The organism is Spirillospora sp. NPDC127506, assembly GCF_040302145.1.
Lineage (GTDB): Bacteria > Actinomycetota > Actinomycetes > Streptosporangiales > Streptosporangiaceae > Spirillospora.
In genome coordinates this window covers 23,968-42,055 of the sequence record NZ_JBEORG010000034.1, presented here as the reverse complement: position 1 = coordinate 42,055, position 18,088 = coordinate 23,968, and the positions used below count along the sequence as shown (strand labels likewise).

16 protein-coding genes and 1 tRNA gene are annotated in these 18,088 nt (G+C 72.3%); 13 read left to right on the top strand and 4 right to left on the bottom strand.

Translation table 11 applies throughout. The annotated features are described in order from the left end of the window. The first annotated feature begins 20 nt into the window (after positions 1 to 20). Both ABTW95_RS27160 and ABTW95_RS27155 read left to right on the top strand, forming a co-directional pair. Complete coding sequence (locus tag ABTW95_RS27160; RefSeq protein ID WP_396449665.1) at positions 21 to 1,784, top strand: ABC-F family ATP-binding cassette domain-containing protein; 1,764 nt, start codon at positions 21 to 23, stop codon at positions 1,782 to 1,784. 47 nt (positions 1,785 to 1,831) lie between these two features. Then, complete coding sequence (locus ABTW95_RS27155) at positions 1,832 to 2,947, top strand: amidase (protein WP_396449664.1); 1,116 nt, start codon at positions 1,832 to 1,834, stop codon at positions 2,945 to 2,947. On the opposite strand, the gene ABTW95_RS27150 is transcribed toward ABTW95_RS27155, so the two are convergent. Beyond that, positions 2,944 to 3,435, bottom strand: a complete 492-nt coding sequence (locus ABTW95_RS27150) for a MarR family winged helix-turn-helix transcriptional regulator (RefSeq protein WP_396449663.1) — start codon at positions 3,433 to 3,435, stop codon at positions 2,944 to 2,946. The genes ABTW95_RS27155 and ABTW95_RS27150 overlap by 4 nt on opposite strands. Before the next feature lie 43 nt (positions 3,436 to 3,478). Beyond that, on the bottom strand, positions 3,479 to 4,273 hold the full coding sequence (locus ABTW95_RS27145) for a patatin-like phospholipase family protein (RefSeq protein ID WP_500227762.1): 795 nt from the start codon (positions 4,271 to 4,273) through the stop codon (positions 3,479 to 3,481). 124 nt (positions 4,274 to 4,397) lie between these two features. Here ABTW95_RS27145 and ABTW95_RS27140 point away from each other — a divergent pair, with 124 nt between their 5' ends. Continuing rightward, on the top strand, positions 4,398 to 5,183 hold the full coding sequence (locus ABTW95_RS27140) for a trans-aconitate 2-methyltransferase (RefSeq protein WP_396449661.1): 786 nt from the start codon (positions 4,398 to 4,400) through the stop codon (positions 5,181 to 5,183). A gap of 166 nt (positions 5,184 to 5,349) precedes the next feature. Here ABTW95_RS27140 and ABTW95_RS27135 read toward each other — a convergent pair whose 3' ends face one another. Together ABTW95_RS27135 and ABTW95_RS27130 are read right to left on the bottom strand one after the other, a co-directional pair. Beyond that, on the bottom strand, positions 5,350 to 6,096 hold the full coding sequence (locus tag ABTW95_RS27135; protein WP_396449660.1) for a TetR/AcrR family transcriptional regulator: 747 nt from the start codon (positions 6,094 to 6,096) through the stop codon (positions 5,350 to 5,352). A gap of 53 nt (positions 6,097 to 6,149) precedes the next feature. After that, positions 6,150 to 7,103 (bottom strand): acyl-CoA desaturase, encoded by a 954-nt coding sequence (locus ABTW95_RS27130; RefSeq protein WP_396449659.1) that lies wholly within the window; start codon positions 7,101 to 7,103, stop codon positions 6,150 to 6,152. A gap of 414 nt (positions 7,104 to 7,517) precedes the next feature. Here ABTW95_RS27130 and ABTW95_RS27125 point away from each other — a divergent pair. From ABTW95_RS27125 to ABTW95_RS27080, 10 genes are all read left to right on the top strand, one after another. Next, positions 7,518 to 7,589, top strand: a tRNA-Gln gene (locus ABTW95_RS27125). 168 nt (positions 7,590 to 7,757) lie between these two features. Next, positions 7,758 to 9,197, top strand: a complete 1,440-nt coding sequence (gene glmU / locus ABTW95_RS27120) for a bifunctional UDP-N-acetylglucosamine diphosphorylase/glucosamine-1-phosphate N-acetyltransferase GlmU (RefSeq protein WP_500227761.1) — start codon at positions 7,758 to 7,760, stop codon at positions 9,195 to 9,197. 166 nt (positions 9,198 to 9,363) lie between these two features. Beyond that, entirely contained in the window at positions 9,364 to 10,344 is a 981-nt protein-coding gene (locus ABTW95_RS27115) for a ribose-phosphate diphosphokinase (RefSeq protein ID WP_396449657.1), read from the top strand. A gap of 238 nt (positions 10,345 to 10,582) precedes the next feature. Next, positions 10,583 to 11,209 carry a 50S ribosomal protein L25/general stress protein Ctc gene (locus tag ABTW95_RS27110; protein ID WP_396449656.1) on the top strand — a complete coding sequence of 209 codons (627 nt, stop codon included), beginning with the start codon at positions 10,583 to 10,585 and terminating at the stop codon, positions 11,207 to 11,209. Between the two features lie 99 nt (positions 11,210 to 11,308). Further along, entirely contained in the window at positions 11,309 to 11,884 is a 576-nt protein-coding gene (gene pth / locus ABTW95_RS27105) for an aminoacyl-tRNA hydrolase (RefSeq protein WP_396449655.1), read from the top strand. A gap of 253 nt (positions 11,885 to 12,137) precedes the next feature. Beyond that, positions 12,138 to 13,613 carry a sugar transferase gene (locus ABTW95_RS27100; protein ID WP_396449654.1) on the top strand — a complete coding sequence of 492 codons (1,476 nt, stop codon included), beginning with the start codon at positions 12,138 to 12,140 and terminating at the stop codon, positions 13,611 to 13,613. An 83-nt stretch (positions 13,614 to 13,696) separates the two neighbouring features. Next, positions 13,697 to 14,713 carry an inositol monophosphatase family protein gene (locus tag ABTW95_RS27095; RefSeq protein WP_396449653.1) on the top strand — a complete coding sequence of 339 codons (1,017 nt, stop codon included), beginning with the start codon at positions 13,697 to 13,699 and terminating at the stop codon, positions 14,711 to 14,713. A 103-nt stretch (positions 14,714 to 14,816) separates the two neighbouring features. Continuing rightward, positions 14,817 to 15,734, top strand: coding sequence for a sulfate adenylyltransferase subunit CysD (cysD, locus tag ABTW95_RS27090; RefSeq protein ID WP_396449652.1), 918 nt, complete (start codon positions 14,817 to 14,819; stop codon positions 15,732 to 15,734). Between the two features lie 44 nt (positions 15,735 to 15,778). Continuing rightward, positions 15,779 to 17,041, top strand: a complete 1,263-nt coding sequence (locus ABTW95_RS27085) for a sulfate adenylyltransferase subunit 1 (protein ID WP_396449674.1) — start codon at positions 15,779 to 15,781, stop codon at positions 17,039 to 17,041. Between the two features lie 72 nt (positions 17,042 to 17,113). Next, complete coding sequence (locus tag ABTW95_RS27080) at positions 17,114 to 18,010, top strand: glycosyltransferase family 2 protein (RefSeq protein WP_396449651.1); 897 nt, start codon at positions 17,114 to 17,116, stop codon at positions 18,008 to 18,010. Positions 18,011 to 18,088 lie beyond the last annotated feature (78 nt).

Genomic DNA, 18,088 nt, shown 5'->3' with positions numbered 1-18,088 from the left:
GCAATAGGGTTGACGGTGCCGTGAATCTGATCAACCTTGAGAACGTCGCCAAGTCCTACGGGCCCCAGCCGCTGCTCGACTCGGTGTCCCTCGGTCTCGACGAGGGCGACCGCGTCGGCGTCGTCGGCCGCAACGGGGGCGGCAAGAGCACCCTCGTCTCCGTCCTCGCCCGCGAGACCGAACCCGACGCCGGGCGCGTCACCCACGCGCGGGGGCTGCGGCTCGGCTACCTGACGCAGCGGGACGCGTTCCCGGAGGGCGCGACGGTCCGGTCCGTCGTCCTGGGGGACCGCGCCGAGCACGAGTGGGCGGGGGACGTCCGCGTCCGCGACATCCTCGCCGGGCTGCTCACCGGCCTCGACCTGGACGCGCCGGTCGCCGGCATGTCCGGCGGCGAGCGCCGCCGCGTCGCGCTGGCCCGGCTCCTCGTCCCCGAGTCCGACCTGCTGATGCTGGACGAGCCCACCAACCACCTCGACATCGAGGCGATCGACTGGCTCGCCCGCCACCTGAAGGACCGCAGGGTCGCGCTGCTCGTCGTCACCCACGACCGCTGGTTCCTCGACGAGGTCACCGACCGGACGTGGGAGGTCGTCGACGGCCGCGTCGAACGCTACGAGGGCGGCTACTCCGCCTACGTCCTCGCCAAGGCCGAGCGCGCCCGGATCGCCGCCGCCACCGAGGCCAAGCGGCAGAACCTGCTCCGCAAGGAGCTGGCGTGGCTGCGCCGCGGCCCGCAGGCCCGCACGTCCAAGCCGAAGTTCCGGGTCGACGCGGCGCAGGCGCTCATCGCCGACGAGCCGCCGCCGCGCGACTCGGTGGAGCTGACCCGGTTCGCGACCGCGCGGCTCGGCAAGACCGTCTACGACGTCGAGGACGTCACCGTCGAGCTCGGCGGCCGTGAGCTGTTCCGCCGCATGACGTGGCGGCTCGGGCCCGGCGACCGGGTCGGCCTCGTCGGCGTCAACGGCAGCGGCAAGAGCACCCTGCTGCGCCTGCTCGACGGGACCGTCCGGCCCGTGTCGGGGGAGGTGGTGCAGGGCAGGACCGTCCAGCTCGCGCACCTGTCGCAGAACCTGGAGGAACTCGACCCGTCCCGGCGCGTCCTGGAGTCGGTCGAGGAGATCCGCCGCCGCATCACCGTCGGCAAGCGCGAGTGGACGGCGAGCCAGCTCCTCGAACGGCTCGGCTTCCCCGGCGACCGGCAGTGGACGCCCATCGCCGACCTGTCCGGCGGGGAGCGCCGCCGCCTGCAGCTGCTCCGGCTGCTGATGGGCGAGCCCAACGTCCTCCTGCTGGACGAGCCCACGAACGACCTCGACATCGAGACGCTCACCGAGGTCGAGGACCTCCTCGACGGATGGCCGGGCACGCTCGTCGTCGTCAGCCACGACCGCTACTTCCTGGAGCGCGTCACCGACCACGTGGTCGCGCTGCTCGGCGACGGCCGCGTGTCGCTGCTGCCCGGCGGGGTCGACGAGTACCTCGAACGGCGCGCCGCCGGGACGGCGCCCGGGCCGGGCGCCGCGCCCGCCGCCGAGAAGAAGCCGGCGCCGGCGAAGCCCAAGGGCGGGCAGGACTGGAAGGCGCGCAAGGAACTCGACCGGCTCGAACGGCGCCTGGAGAAGCTCGCCGCGCAGGAGGCCGGCCTCCACGAGCAGCTCGCCGCGCACGCCACCGACTACGAGAAGCTCCAGGAGCTGGACGCCCGGCTGCGCGAGATCCAGGCCGAGGCCGCCCGCGTCGAGGAGGAGTGGCTGATGCTCGCCGAGGATCTCGGCTAGCAGGACGGCCGCTGGAGTAACCGGCCCCGACCGGGGATCATCCCTCAATGACGACTTGGATCATCAAGACGGACGCGCCCGGCGACGGCCCGCGGCTCGCCGTCAAGGACGCGGTCGACGTGGCCGGGCTGCCCACCACGGCGGGCTGCCGCGCCGTCGCCGAGCGCGCCGGACCCGCCGCCGCCGACGCGCCCGTCGTCGCCTCCGCCCGCGCCCAGGGCGCCCGCATCGCCGGCAAGGCCAACCTGAACGAGCTGTGCATGGCCGCCGACGGCGTCAACCCGTGGTCCGGGACGCCGGTGAACCCGCTCGACCCGTCCCGGGTGCCGGGCGGCTCGTCCAGCGGCTCCGCCGTCGCCGTCGCCACCGGCGAGGCCGACGTGGCGCTCGGCACCGACACCTCCGGGTCGATCCGCATCCCCGCGGCGTGCTGCGGCGTCGCCGGGCTGAAGACGACCGCCGGGCGGGTGCCGCTGGAGGGCGTCCGCCCGTTGTCGCCGACCCTGGACGTCGTCGGGCCCCTGGGACGCGACGTCGCCGCCGTCGTGCTCGGCATGGGCCTCATCGAGCCGGGTTTCACGCCCGTTCCGTACGACGGGTCATTGCCGGTCGCGCGGCTCCGCGTGCCGGGCGTCGAGCCCGCGATCGACGCGGCCGTGGACGACGCGCTGCGCCGCCTCGGGCCCGTCGCCGACGTGACGTCCGCGCACTACGAGGAGGCCGCCACCGCCAACGGCGTCATCGTCAGCGTCGAGGGCTGGGAGCAGAACGGCCACCTGCTCGCCGATCCCGGCAAGCTGAGCGGGCGCATCCACCGGCGCATCCAGCAGATGAAGGACGTGTCCGAGGCCGGGATGACGGGCTGGGCGCTCGGCGTGCGCAGGTCGCTGCGCGCCGAGCTCGACGCGATCCTCGCCCGGTACGCGGCGATCGCGCTGCCGGTGCTGACCTGCGTCGCCCCCGAACCCGGCGAGGCGGACGAGTCCGACCTCCGGCTGACCGCGCTGACGGGACAGGTCAACGTCGCCGGGCTGCCCGCGTTCGCGCTGCCCGTCCCGCTGCCGGGCTCGCACCTGCCGGCGTCCGTCCAGCTCGTCGGCCCGGCCGGGGGCGAGGAGCGGCTGTGCGGGCTGGCCGCCGCCCTGGAGGCCGCGCTCGCCTAGTCCCGGTCGAACGGGACCAGGAGGGTGCGGAGGAGGCCGGCCAGCACGTCCCGCTGCTCGGGGCTGAGGCCCTCAAGGATCGCCTGCTCCCGTTCGAGCAGGTCGGCGAACGCGGCGTCGACGCGGGTCATCCCCGCCTCGGTGAGGCGGACCTGCACGCCCCGCTTGTCCAGCGGGTCGGGATGCCGCTCGACCAGGCCGGCGGCCGCCAGCCGGTCTATGCGGTTCGTCATGGTGCCGGACGTGACCAGCGTCGCCCGCAGCAGCCGCCCGGGGCTCAGCTGGTACGGCGCGCCCGCGCGGCGCAGCGCGGTGAGGACGTCGAACTCCCACGACTCCAGGTCGTGCGCCACGAACACCGCGCGCCGCGCGCGATCCAGATGCCGGGCCAGCCGGGACACGCGGCTGAGAACCTGCAGCGGCCGGACGTCCAGGTCCGGACGCTCGGTCTGCCATGCCTCGACCAGCCTGTCGACCTCATCGCGCATCCCGCAAGCCTATCTGTCTCGACATCAAGACACGCGCCCCGGATCAGCCCGGCAGCGCCGCGCTGATCAGCTTCGCAGCCTCCGGCGCCTGCCGGTACCCCTCCCGGTAGGCCGGCGGCCAGCGCGCCAGGTCGCCCACGTCGTCGCCGAACGCCTCCAGCGCCCGCTCGTCCGGGACGATCCGCACGTCGGCCCCCGCGCCGTCCGACATGCGCGCGAGCGGCTCGACCAGCACGATCGTCCCGGCGCCCGCCGCGAGGGCCGTGTTCGACCCGCCGGCGAACGCCCCGTCCATGTAGGGGCGCCCGGCGATCGTCACCGGCCGGGCGAAGCCCGGCGCGGCGCTGCTCGCCGCCACGGCCGCCGACAGCGGGACGCCGCCGGCCGCGTCCCACACGACCGGCTCCCCCGACGCGACGTCGACGGCGGTGACCAGCAGCCGCCCGGCCGGCCACTCGTCCGTCCCGACCAGGAAGCGCATGCCCGCCCGGTGCCGCTCCTCCGGCAGCGCCCTCGCCTCCAGCGCGAGCCGGCCGATCCGGCGCCTGGCCTCGTCCGGCGCCAGATCCGGGTCGGCGCCCAGCTCGAAGGCCCGCGTCATCGCCGAGAGGTCGGCCGGCGGGCGCGGCCCCCTCGGCGGCAGCTCCGCCAGCTCCGCCAGATCCCGCCGCGTCCTGATCGCGGCCCCGGCGATCGCGCCCGCCGACGTGCCCACGATCAGGTCCGCGCCCGCGGGGTCCGCGCCCGCCTCGCGCAGCCCCGCCGCGAGGCCGAGCAGCCACGCCGTCCCGACCGGGCCGCCGGGGCCGAGGACCAGTGCCCATCCGTTCGCCGTCATGAGGGCGAGCCTAGGAACCCCGGGCCGCGCGGTACATCGGCCGCTGGACGTAGGCCGCAGGACTCTTGACATCAAGATATGGGGCCGGGCATGCTGTGTCTTGATGTCGAGAGAAAATGGCGCCGTGTGGGATCCCGCGCAGTACGGGATCTTCGGCGGTGAGCGCGCGAGGCCGTTCGCCGAGCTCATCGCGCGCCTCGACGCGCACCTCGGCGGGGCCGAGCCGGCGCGCGTCGCCGACCTCGGCTGCGGCAGCGGCGAGCTGACCGCCGCCCTCGCCGCCCGCTGGCCCGGCGCCGTGATCGACGCCCTCGACAGCTCACCCGAGATGATCGGCGCGGCACGCGAGCACGAGATCCCCGGGCGGCTCCGCTTCCGGGTCGGGGACGTCGCCGCCTGGGAACCCGACGGGCCCGTCGACGTCATCGTGTCCAACGCCGTCCTGCACTGGGTTCCCGAGCACCTCGACCTGCTGCCCCGATGGGTCGGCGCCCTGGCGCCCGGCGGGCACCTCGCCTTCCAGGTCCCCGGCAACTTCGGCGCGCCCAGCCATGCCCTGCTGCGCGAACTCGCCCGCTCCGACCGATGGCGCGCCGAGCTCGGCCGCCTCCAGCGGGACGCGCCCGTCCTCGACCCCGCCGGGTACCTCGACCTCCTCGCCCGCCACGGATGCTCCGTGGACGCCTGGGAGACCACTTACGCGCAGGTGCTGCAGGGTGACGACCCCGTCCTCGAATGGGTCAAGGGCACCGCGCTGCGGCCCGTCCTCACCGCCCTCGACCCGGACGAGACCGGCGAGTTCCTCGCCGCCTACCGCGAGCGGCTCCGCCGCGCGTACCCCGCCGCACCGTACGGCACCGTGTTCCCGTTCAGGAGGATCTTCGTGATCGCCACCCGGAACACCACCTAGACGGGATGCCGCCCGCCCGACGAGGGAAGCGACTCGTTCCCCTGCGGTGCCGACTCGGACGGAAGGGCGGCGTCCGCAGATCCCGGACTCGCGACCCGAGCCCGGCGACCCCTGGCCGGTGGCCGGCCGGATGAACTCCGGGCGGCCACCGGCCGCCGCGTCCGCGTCAGGTCGAGGCTTCGGCGACCCCGTCCAGGTCGCGGCGCGCCCGCCGCCGCTCCTTCTCCGCCTTCGCCGCCGCCTTCTCCTCGGCCTTCACCAGCTTCGCCGCGGCCTTCTCCGCGCGCCGCTCCTGCCGCTCCCGCTCCTTGCGGCGGCGGCGCGGGTCCAGCGACGGCTTCGGCTCCAGCGCCGACAGCCCGTTCCACGCGAGGTTCACCACGTGCGCGGCGACCTCCTCCCGGCGCGGCTTGCGGACGTCCAGCCACCACTGGCCCGTCATCGCGACCATGCCGACGAGCATCTGCGCGTACATCGGCGAGAACTTCTCGTCGTAGTCGTGCCGGTCGAACTCCTGCGCGAGGACGTACTCCACCTCGCCCGCGATCTCGCTCAGCAGGCTCGCGTAGCTGCCGGTGCCCGTCCCGCCGTGCGAGTCGCGGACCAGGATCCGGAACCCGTCCGGATGCTCCTCGATGTACTCCAGCAGCGCCAGCGCGGCCTTCTCCAGCTTCCCGCGGTAGTGGATCGCCGAGGCCAGCGAGTCCGTGACGAGCTTCAGCAGCCGCTCGAACTCCCGGTCGACGACGACCGCGTAGAGGCCCTCCTTGCCGCCGAAGTGCTCGTACACGACGGGCTTCGACACGCCGGCCGCGGACGCGATCTCCTCCACCGAGGTGCCGTCCAGGCCGCGCTCGGCGAACAGCGAACGGCCGATGTCGAGGAGCTGCTCGCGGCGTTCCTTACCGGTCATCCGCTTTCTGCGCGGTCTGGGAGCGGGTTCTGTCACGGGATCAATTGTGACGGTCAAACCGGCTGCTTCGCGCGTTTCGCCGCCAGCCTGTCGCTGTTCGGCCACCGGACGTCGTACGCCCAGCCCGCCTTCTCGAAACCCTGGATGATCCGCGCGCTGATGTCGACCTGCCCCTTCAGCACCCCGTGCCGCGCGCACGTCGGGTCGGAATGGTGCAGGTTGTGCCACGATTCGCCCAGCGACGGGATCGCCAGCCACCACACGTTGCGGGACTTGTCCCGGACCTCGAACTCCTCCTTGCCGAAGGTGTGGCAGATCGAGTTGATCGACCACGTCACATGGTGGACCAGCGTGATCCGGACGAGCCCGGCCCAGAACAGCGCGGTCAGGAAGCCCGCCCACGACATCGTGATCAGCCCGCCGAGCACCGCCGGCAGCAGGAACGACACCGCCACCAGCCCCGGGAACGCCCCGTGGATGCGCCGGATGTCGCGGTCGTTCAGCAGGTCCTTGGCGAACCGCTGCTTGGACGTCCGGTTGGCGTCGAACAGCCAGCCGTAGTGCGCCCACAGCAGCCCCTTCGTCAGCGCCTTCCAGTCGTCGCCGAACCGCCAGGGCGAGTGCGGGTCGAACTCCTTGTCGGAGTGCTTGTGGTGCCGCCGGTGGTCGGCGACCCACGTGATCACCGGCCCCTCGATCGCCATGCTGCCCGCCAGCGCCAGGAAGATCTTCAGGCCCCGCCGGGCCTTGAACGACCCGTGCGTGAAGTACCGGTGGTACCCGACCGTGATGCCCGCGGCGGACAGCAGGTAGAACACCGCCGTCAGGACGACGTCCGTCCAGCCGAGGAACCGGCCCCAGGCGAGCGGGACCGCCGCGAACAGCGCGAGGAACGGCACGCCGGTGAACACCGCGATGAGCACCCGTTCCGCGTTGCCCCGCGATACGGGCTGGATCTCGGGCCGCGGCCGCCGGCGAGGAGGATCCACGGTTGGAGCAGTTGTCATGCGTCACCACTTCCTGTGACTAGAGGCAGTCCTTACCTACGCCAACGTAACCTACGGAACCGTAGGTTGGACAGGTTCGACCGGTAAAATCGGGGGGAAACTGCCTCTCAGGCCATAAACCCCTCCCGCACCCCGCCCCCGGAGCGCTGCGGAAACACTCCGTGGCAGGGACGAGCCAGGGCGGGCCGAGCCTGCGCCATGAGCTTGCTCGCAGACCCGTGGCTCGAGGTGCTCTGTGGTGGACGTTCTAAACCGATTCGGGTAATTCGGTCAGGATGCCCCGGCGGGGGAGTCGGCGCTCCGCCGCCCGGAGTCCGCTCTCGCGTCACCGGGAATCAAGTGGGTCTCGATGTGCGCGTGTCGGTATCGTTGAGCCCGGTCGGCTCGGGCTGCTGTCCGAACTGTCCGCATTGATCCGGCGTGGTGTAATCGGCAGCACAAGGGTTTTTGGTGCCCTTAGACAAGGTTCGAATCCTTGCGCCGGAGCCGTGTGGAGCGTCCCCCCAGGTGCGGGCCGGGAGCGGGGGACGGGGTGACAGGTCGCAGGTGGGCGGTATCCTGCCCGTGTCGGGTGCGTTCCGGCCTGCCGTGGTTCGATCCCGCAGGCGGGCGCGTCCGAGACCGATCCCGTCCGCGATGCCGAGGAGCCTCCTTGTGAGCGCTGCGAGCCGACCGGCCGCCGTCATCGTTCTCGCCGCGGGCGAGGGCACCCGGATGAAGTCCCGCAAGTCGAAGGTCCTGCACGAGCTGTGCGGGCGCAGCATGCTCGGGCACGTGCTGGCCGCCGCGCGGCACCTGGAGCCGGAAAGGCTCGTCGTGGTCGTCGGGCACCGGCGCGAGCAGGTCGTCGGGCACCTCGCCGAGCACGCCCCCGACGCCGAGGCCGTCGTCCAGGAGCACCAGGGCGGCACCGGGCACGCGGTGCGGATGGTGCTGGAGGAGACCGGCGCGCTGGACGGCACCGTCGTGGTCACCAACGGCGACCACCCGCTGCTGCGCGGCGAGACGCTGCGGGAGCTGGTGCGGGTGCACGAGAGCGAGGGCAACGCCGCGACCGTCCTGACCACCGAGATGCCGGACGCGACCGGGTACGGGCGCATGGTCCGCGCGGCGGACGGCAGCGTCGAGGCGATCGTCGAGCACAAGGACGCCACCGAGGCGCAGCGGGCGATCAAGGAGATCAACGTCGGCATGTACGCCTTCGACGGCGTCCTGCTGGCGGACGCCCTGAAGCGGGTGACCACCGACAACGCGGGCGGCGAGGAGTACCTCACCGACGTGGTGGCGATCGTGCGCGGCGACGGCCACCGCGCCGGCGCCCACCTCGTCGCCGACTGGGTGGAGACCCAGGGCGTCAACGACAAGGTCCAGCTCGCGCAGGCGCGCAGGCAGCTGAACGACCGCATTCTCGAAGCGCACATGCGGGCCGGCGTGACGATCGTCGATCCGGCGTCCACGTGGATCGACGTCGATGTGACGGCGGAGCCCGACGCGGAGGTCCTCCCGGGGACGCAGCTGCACGGGAGGACCCACCTGGGCGAGGGCTCGCGGGTCGGGCCCGGGTGCACGCTGACCGACACGCGGGTCGGCGCGGGCGCGACCGTGATCAACGCCGTGTGCGTGGAGGCGGAGATCGGGCCCGAGGCGTCCGTGGGGCCCTACGCCTACCTGCGGCCGGGCACGCGGCTCGCGCGGAAGGCCAAGGTCGGGACGTACGTCGAGACGAAGAACGCCGACATCGGCGAGGGCACGAAGGTGCCGCACCTGACCTACGTGGGCGACGCCGAGATCGGCGAGGGCTCGAACATCGGCGCCAGTTCGGTGTTCGTGAACTACGACGGCGTGCGGAAGCACCGCAGCGTGATCGGGTCGCACGTGAAGATCGGCAGCGACAACATGATCGTCGCGCCGGTGGCGGTGGGCGACGGCGCCTACACCGCGGCCGGGTCGGTGATCGTCCAGGACGTCCCGCCGGGGGCGATGGCGGTCGCGCGGGCGCGGCAGCGCAACGTCGAGGGCTGGGTGGAGCGGAAGCGGCCGGGGACCCCGGCGGCGGAGGCGGCCCGGCGCGCGAAGGATGAGGGCGCGCCCTAGCGCGGCCCGGTGAGGACCTCCCCGCCGCCGAGGCGGGGACGTGGAGGACAGCGGCGTCTTCCGAGGACAACAGAGCGACCCCGTGTGCCGGACTCTTGCGTGCGCGGGGAGTGGGGACAACAACCCACATGTAAGGCACAGTTCCATTGAGGGGGAGTTGTCAGAGGTGAGTGGGATCAAAGCGAGCGGTCAGAAGAAGCTGATGCTCTTCACCGGCCGAGCCCACCCGGACCTGGCCAGGGAAGTCGCCGACAACCTCCACATCGAGCTGACTCCGACGTCCGCGTACGACTTCGCCAACGGTGAGACGTTCGTGCGCTTCCTGGAGTCCGTCCGCGGCTCGGACGCCTTCGTGATCCAGAGCCACACGGCTCCGATCAATCAGTGGATCATGGAGCAGCTGATCATGGTGGACGCGCTGAAGCGGGCGTCCGCCAAGCGGATCACCGTGGTGGCGCCGTTCTTCGGGTACGCGCGGCAGGACAAGAAGCACCGGGGCCGCGAGCCGATCTCGGCGCGGCTGATGGCGGACCTGTTCAAGACGGCGGGCGCCGACCGGCTGATCACCGTCGACCTGCACACCGCGCAGATACAGGGCTTCTTCGACGGCCCGGTGGACCACCTGTTCGCGCTGGACCTGCTGGCCCGGCACTTCGAGAGCCGGCTGGACACCTCGCAGGTGACGGTGGTCGCGCCGGACGCGGGCCGGGTGCGGGTCACCGAGCGGTGGTCGGACCGGCTGGGCGGCGTGCCGATGGCGATCATCCACAAGAAGCGCGACCCGGACGTGGCGAACGAGGTGAAGGTCTTCGACGTCGTCGGCGAGGTGGAGGGCCGCACCTGCGTGGTGGTCGACGACATGATCGACACCGGCGGGACGATCGTGAAGGCGGCGGACGCGCTGTTCGAGCAGGGCGCGGCGCGGGTCGTGGTCGCGGCGACGCACGGCGTGCTGTCGGGTCCGGCGGTGGACCGGCTGAAGAACTCGCGGATCTCCGAGGTGGCGCTGACGAACACGCTGCCGATCCCCGAGGACAAGCAGTTCGACAAGCTGACCGTCCTGTCGATCGCCCCGCTGGTCGCCCGTGCGATCAACGAGGTCTTCAGCGACGGCTCGGTCACCAGCCTCTTCGGCGGGCACAGCTAGCCGGCCGCGAAGGCGGGGCTCTGGCTTGGGGCGCGGTGCCGATCGGCTAGACTCTGTGAATCGCGCATGCCTCCGGGTCGTTTCAGTGCGGTGCCGACGCAGGAGCCGCACTCCCCGGGGGACGCAACGAATCTTTGAGGTCGCCCGCCCGTGGTCGGCGTGCGAGGATCGCAACTGTCCGTAGCGGACGTCCGGGCGCCGGACGGCCGTGGATCGCAACAAGCAGGGAGTTTTCGCCGTGTCCGAGGTACGCATCGCCGCCGAGCCGCGCACCGAGTTCGGTAAGGGTGCCGCGCGGCGCACCCGCCGGGCCGGCAGGGTGCCCGCCGTCCTCTACGGTCACGGCACCGACCCGCAGCACATCTCGCTGCCGGGCCACGATCTGATGCTGGCGCTCAAGACCCCGAACGTGCTGCTGACCATCGAGGGGCTCGGCAACGGGACGGAGCTGGCGCTGCCGAAGGACGTGCAGCGCGACCCGATCAAGGGGTTCCTGGAGCACGTCGACCTGCTGCTGGTGAAGCGCGGCGAGAAGGTCGTCGTCGACCTGCCGGTGAACGTCGTCGGCGACGTGGTCGCGGGCGGGCAGGTGGCGCAGACGGCGGTGGAGATCTCCGTGGAGGCGGAGGCCACCCACATCCCGGAGTCGGTCGACCTCGACATCACCGGCCTGGAGATCGACACGCAGGTGCTCGCGAAGGACTTGAAGCTCCCGGAGGGGACGACGCTGGCCGCCGACGAGGAGACGCTGATCCTGCAGATCTCCGACGCCACGGCGGCGACGGAGCCGGAGACCGCGGCGGAGGCCGCGGAGGGCGAGGGCGCGCCGGCCGCCGAGGGCGAGGCCGAGCCCGCCGCCGAGTGACGCAGGCGCGGCCGCGCTCAGCCGGTCGCAGTGGTTCTTTCCATGGCCCCCGCGGGTGTGCGCACCGGCGGGGGCCGTGCTCGTGCGTGAGGAGTTCGGGTGAGCGCGGATCTCTGGCTGGTGGTGGGGCTGGGCAACCCGGGCCCGTCGTATGCGCGGAACCGGCACAACGCGGGGTTCATGGTGCTGGACGTGCTGGCGGCGCGGGCCGGGGGCCGGTTCAAGTCGCACCGGGCGCGGGCGGAGGTGCTGGAGGGCCGGCTCGCGGGGGCGCGGGTGGTGCTGGCGAAGCCGCGGTCGTTCATGAACGAGTCGGGCGGGCCCGTGAAGGGGCTGTGCGACTTCTACAAGGTCCCGGTGGAGCGGCTGATCGTCGTCCACGATGAGCTGGACATCCCGTTCGGCGCGGTGCGGCTGAAGCGGGGCGGCGGTGACAACGGTCACAACGGGCTGCGGTCGGTGACGAAGTCGCTCGGGTCGAGGGAGTATCTGCGGGTGCGGTTCGGGGTGGGCCGGCCGCCGGGGCGGATGGACGCGGCGGCGTTCGTCCTGAAGGACTTCTCCGCGGCGGAGCGCAAGGACCTCGACCTGGAGCTGGACCGGGCGGCGGACGCGGTGGAGGCGCTGATGGCGGACGGGCTGGCCGTGGCGCAGAACGTCTTTCACGCGAGCTGACCGGATCCGGCCACGGATCGCTCTGGACAGACGGCGGCCATACCCCCGGTCGCATTCCTTTTGTCCGGATAAGCCCAAATTCCCGGACGTTGCCGGGGCGATGGCCGCGTTCCCGCCGTGACCACGGCAAAGCACCCGTAAGATGCTGCTCGAACGAGGTTCCAGGTGCATGTGAACCTGAGGCGACGTTCAACCGTCTTCGGTGTGAATCGCGCTGACGGGGCGCGTGTTACAGGGGATTGGTGAGTGGTCTATGGCCGTCGTTGACAAGGTTCAGGCCGAGTCATCGACCCGCCATGAGCAGGGGCGCGCGCCGTCGCAGAACTGGAGTGTCAGATACCGCCGGGTCGCGAAATGGCTCGACGTCCTCAGCATGCTGATGGCCGGCGTGATCGCGTTCGTGCTGCGGTTCCCGGGCGTCCCGACGGAGCTGAACGCGCCGTACGTGGCGCTGACCGTCCTCCTCCCCGTCGTGTGGCTGCCGACGCTGATGCTGTGCCGGGCGTACCAGCCCCGGTACATCGGCGTCGGGTACGAGGAGTTCCACCGGGTGCTGCGCGCCGGGTTCATCCTGACCGCGGCCGTCGCGATCGTCGCGTACGCGACGAAGACCGAGGTGGCGCGCGGCTACGTGGTGATGGCGCTGCCGCTCGGCACGCTGCTCGCGCTGACCGCCCGGTACCGGCTGCGCAAGCGGCTGCACAAGAAGCGCTGGAACGGCGAGTGCATGCGGCGCGTGGTCGCGGTGGGGCACCGGACGTCGGTGGCCGACCTGATCCGCGAGCTGCGCAAGAAGCGCTACCACGGCATGGACATCGCGGCGGTGTGCCTGCCGCCCGCGCTCGCGTCCGGCGACGACGCGGTCGCCGAGGTGGAGGGCGTCCCGGTGATGGGCGACTTCGCGCAGGCCGCGGCGGTCGCCGAGCGGATCGGCGCCGACTCGGTGGCGGTGCTCGCCTGCCCGGAGATGGACGGGGTGGCGCTGCGCCGGCTGGCGTGGCAGATCGAGCGCGACGACATCGAGCTGGTGGTGGCGCCCGCGCTGATGGACGTGACCGGCCCGCGCATCTCGATCCGGCCGGTGTCGGGGCTGCCGCTGCTGCACGTGGAGCACCCGGAGCTGGACGGCGGCCGCAAGGTCTTCAAGAGCCTGTTCGACCAGACGGCCGCGCTCGCCGGGCTGCTGGTGCTGAGCCCGCTGATGCTGATCGTCGCGCTGCTGATCAAGCTGACCAGCGCGGGCCCGGTGATGTTCCGGCAGACCCGGGTCGGGCGCGGCGGCCGGGAGTTCACCGTGCTGAAGTTCCGCACGATGGTGCAGGACGCCGAGGCCCGCAAGGTCGAGCTGATGCAGCTCAACGAGAACGACGGCGTGCTGTTCAAGATCCGCGAGGACCCGCGGATCACCCGGGTGGGGCGCTGGCTGCGCCGCTACTCGCTGGACGAGCTGCCGCAGCTGTTCAACGTGCTGCGCGGCGACATGTCGCTGGTGGGCCCGCGCCCGCCGCTGCCGGAGGAGGTCGCCCAGTACGGCGGCGACGTGTACCGGCGGCTGGTGGTGAAGCCGGGGCTGACGGGCCTGTGGCAGGTGAGCGGCCGCTCGGACCTGTCGTGGGAGGAGTCGGTGCGTCTCGACCTGCGCTACGTCGACAACTGGACGTTCGCGATGGACCTGCAGATCATGTGGAAGACGTGGTCCGCGGTGTTCCGGGGCTCCGGCGCCTACTGAGGGGACCCGGGCATCGGGCCGGCTCGGGTATGCATGAGAAAGTAGATCGAACAGACCATTCGAGTCGGGAATGTGATCAGCGGATGACGGATGTGGACGACCACGCGCTGGCGGCGGAGCTCGCCGGCGCGGCGGGGCGGCTGCTGCTGGGCGTGCGGGACGAGGTCGGGTTCGCGGACGCGCGGGTCCTGAAGGACACCGGCGACCTGCGGGCGCACGAGTACCTCATGGCGGCCCTCGCGGAACGCTGTCCCGGCGACGCCGTCCTGTCCGAGGAGGGCCGTTCCTCCGTCGCGGGGAAGCGTTCGAAGGGCGACGACCGCGCGCCGACCCGCAACACGTCCGCGGCCGGGCGGCGCGCCGCCCGCCGGGTGTGGATCGTCGATCCGCTGGACGGGACTCGCGAGTTCTCCGAGGAGGGCCGCCGCGACTGGGCCGTCCACGTCGCGCTGTGGGAGCGGGACGAGTCCGGGCGGGGCAGGCTGGCCGCCGGCGCGGTGGCGCTGCCGGCGCAGGGCCTGACGCTGCGCACGGACGCGACGGGCGGCGCCGCCCTCGTCCGCACGGAGCCGGGGGAGCCCGGCCCGGAGGCGGGCGGCGCGGGCGCCGTGCAGCCGCGGGAGGTGCCGCTGCACGTTCCGGCGCCGGACGCGGGCAAGCTGCGCATCGCGGTGAGCCGCACGCGCCCGCCCGAGTTCGTCCGGCAGCTGGCGGAACGGCTCGCGGCCGCGGGGCCGGGGGGCGCGGGGGATCCCGCCGCGGGCGGCATGGACGTGGAGCTGGTGCCGATCGGCTCGGCGGGGGCGAAGATCTCCGCGGTGCTGCTCGGCGAGGTCGACGCGTACGTGCACGCCGGCGGCCAGTACGAGTGGGATTCGGCGGCGCCGGCGGCGGTGGCGCTCGGCGCGGGGGCGCACGCGTCCCGGGTCGACGGGTCGCCGCTGGAGTACAACCGGGAGGACCCGCGGCTCCCGGATATCCTGGTGTGCCATCCCGAGTCGGCGCCGACGCTGCTGACCGGCATCGCCCCTCTCCTCGCCGGGGGGCGCGGGGGGCCTTCCCCCCGCAAGGGGGAAGTGAGCGGCGCACTGCCCGGCTGAATCCGGGAGTGAATCGCGATCGGCCGCGGTTCGTCCCTGTGGGACGTCGCGTCCCGCGGCCACCGGTTGCATCTGCCAGAGAGCGTGGAGAGAGCCCCAGACCATGCAGCGTTCGGATTATCTGCTGTCCCAGTTGGACGTCCTTGAAGCCGAGTCGATCCACATCTTCCGGGAGGTGGCGGCCGAGTTCGAACGGCCGGTGCTGCTGTTCTCCGGCGGCAAGGACAGCCTGGTCATGCTGCGCCTCGCCGAGAAGGCGTTCTGGCCGGCGCCGATACCGTTCCCGGTGATGCACGTCGACACCGGGCACAACTTCCCCGAGGTGATCGAGTTCCGCGACCGGCGGGTCGCCGAGCTGGGCGTGCGGCTGGTGGTGGCGTCGGTGCAGGACGCGATCGACAGCGGCCGGGTGGCCGAGCAGAAGGGGCGCCGGGCGTCCCGGAACCGGCTGCAGATCGTGCCGCTGCTGGACGCGATCGAGGAGCACCGGTTCGACGCGGCGTTCGGCGGGGCGCGGCGCGACGAGGAGAAGGCCCGCGCCAAGGAGCGGGTGGTGTCGTTCCGGGACGAGTTCGGCCAGTGGGATCCGAAGAACCAGCGCCCGGAGCTGTGGAACCTGTTCAACACCAGGATCCAGCAGGGCGAGCACGTCCGGGTGTTCCCGCTGTCGAACTGGACGGAGCTCGACATCTGGGACTACGTCCGCCGGGAGCGGCTGGAGCTGCCCTCGATCTACTTCGCGCACACCCGCCGCGTGTTCGAGCGCGACGGGCTGCTGCTGGACGCCGAGACGGGCTTCGCGAACCGCGGCGACGACGAGCCGGAGTTCGAGGCGACGGTCCGGTACCGGACGGTCGGCGACGCGTCCTGCACGGGCGCGGTGAAGTCGTCGGCGGCGACGCTGGACGAGGTGATCGAGGAGATCGCGGCGACCCGGATCACCGAGCGGGGCCAGACCCGCGCCGACGACCGGACGAGCGAGGCCGCGATGGAGGACCGCAAGAAGGAGGGCTACTTCTGATGGCCGGGAACGAGCCCGCTCAGGCGGGGCCGGCGGGCAAGCCGATGGACCTGCTGCGGTTCGCCACCGCCGGCAGCGTGGACGACGGCAAGTCGACGCTGATCGGCCGGCTGCTGTTCGACTCCAAGTCGATCTTCGAGGACCAGCTGGAGTCGGTGGAGCGCACGAGCACCGAGCGCGGCGAGGAGTACACGAACCTGGCGCTGCTCACCGACGGCCTGCGCGCCGAGCGGGAGCAGGGCATCACGATCGACGTCGCCTACCGGTACTTCGCGACGCCGCGCCGCAAGTTCATCATCGCGGACACGCCGGGGCACATCCAGTACACGCGGAACATGGTGACGGGCGCCTCGACCGCCGACCTCGCGATCATCCTGGTGGACGCCCGCAAGGGCATCCTGGAGCAGTCGCGCCGGCACGCGTTCCTCACCACGCTGCTGCAGGTGCCGCACCTGGTCGTGGCGATCAACAAGATGGACCTCGTCGACTACGACCGCGCCGTCTACGAGCAGATCGTGGACGAGTTCACCGCGTTCGCCTCCAAGCTCGACATCACCGACCTGACGTTCATCCCCATCTCCGCCCTGCACGGCGACAACGTTGTGGAGCGCAGCGTGAACATGCCGTGGTACGAGGGGTCGTCGCTGCTGCACCACCTGGAGCACGTGCACATCGCGTCCGACCGGAACCTGATCGACGTGCGGTTCCCGGTGCAGTACGTGGTGCGGCCGCACGCCTCGACCGACCCCGAGCTGCACGACTACCGCGGCTACGCGGGGCAGGTCGCGGGCGGCGTGCTGAAGCCGGGCGACGAGGTCGTGCACCTGCCGTCCGGGCTGACCACGACGATCACCCATATCGACGGGCCGTCCGGGCCGGTGGAGCAGGCGTTCTCCCCGATGTCGGTCGTCCTCCGGCTCGCCGACGACATCGACATCTCCCGCGGCGACATGATCGCGCGGCCCAACAACCGTCCCGAGACCGCCCAGGACCTCGACGCGATGGTCTGCTGGATGACCCCGGACCGCACCCTCGCCCCGCGCTCCAAGCTGGTCATCAAGCACACCACCCGCACCGCGAAGACGCTGGTGAAGGACCTGCACTACCGGCTGGACGTCAACACCCTGCACCGCGACGAGGAGGCGGCGTCGCTCGGCCTGAACGAGATCGGCCGGGTCTCGCTCCGCGTCACCCAGCCGCTGTTCGTGGACGACTACGCCCGCAACCGGCTCACCGGCGGCTTCATCCTGATCGACGAGGCCACCAACAACACCGTCGCCGCCGGCATGATCATCGGCGCGCGCTGACCGTACGCCGCGGGGCCGCCCGGCCCCGCGGCGCCGCCCTCCCCTCCGACCCCCGACCTAGGCAGGCCCTCGATGCCCCCATCCGTCGGCGTCGTCCTCCCGACGCACAACCGGCCGGAGCTGCTGCGCCGCGCGCTGGAGTCCGTCCTCGCGCAGGACTACGAAGGCGAGCTGCGCGCGGTGGTCGTCTTCGACCGCGCCGAGCCGGACATGTCGCTCGCGGGCGACCGCGTCGAGGTCATCGCCAACACCCGGGAGCCGGGCCTCGCCGGCGCCCGCAACTCCGGCATCCTCGCGCTGGACACCGACCTCGTCGCGTTCTGCGACGACGACGACCAGTGGCTGCCCGGGAAGCTGGCCGCGCAGGTGAAGGCGCTCGAAGGCGAGCCGGACGCGGTGCTGTGCAGCTCCGGCATCCTCATCGACTTCGACGGGCGCGAGCTGCCCCGGCTGGCCGGAACCGGGCGCGTCACCTACGACGCGCTGATCCGCGACCGGATGATGAGCGTCCACTCGTCCACCTACGTGGCGCGCCGCGAGCCGCTCATCGACATCGGCATGGTGGACGAGACGATCCCCGGCAGCCAGGGCGAGGACTGGGACCTCGCGCTGCGCGCCGCCCGCCGCCACCCGGTGGTGAACGTCGACGAGCCGTACGTCCGGGTCCTGTGGGGCCTGACGTCGTACTACGCGCAGGCGTGGGAGACGAAGGTGGCCGCGCTGGAGTGGTTCCTGGAGCACTACCCGGAGATCGGGAAGGTGCCGGGCGCCGCCGGGCGCGTCTACGGCCAGCTCGCCTTCGGCTGCGCGACCGTCGGCCGCCGCAGGGACGCGCTGCGCTGGTCGGCGCGCGCCATCAGGGCCAACCCCGCCGAGCGCCGCGTGCCGTTCGCGCTGGCCGTCGCGTCCGGTGTCGTGTCCGGCAAGCGGGTCCTGCTCGCCCTGCACACCCGGGGCCGCGGCATCTGACGCGAGCCGTACCGATTCCCGGGCTTTCGCCACCTTTCCCCACGTCGCGCCGGTACTGTCATCACCCGTCGCAGTGCT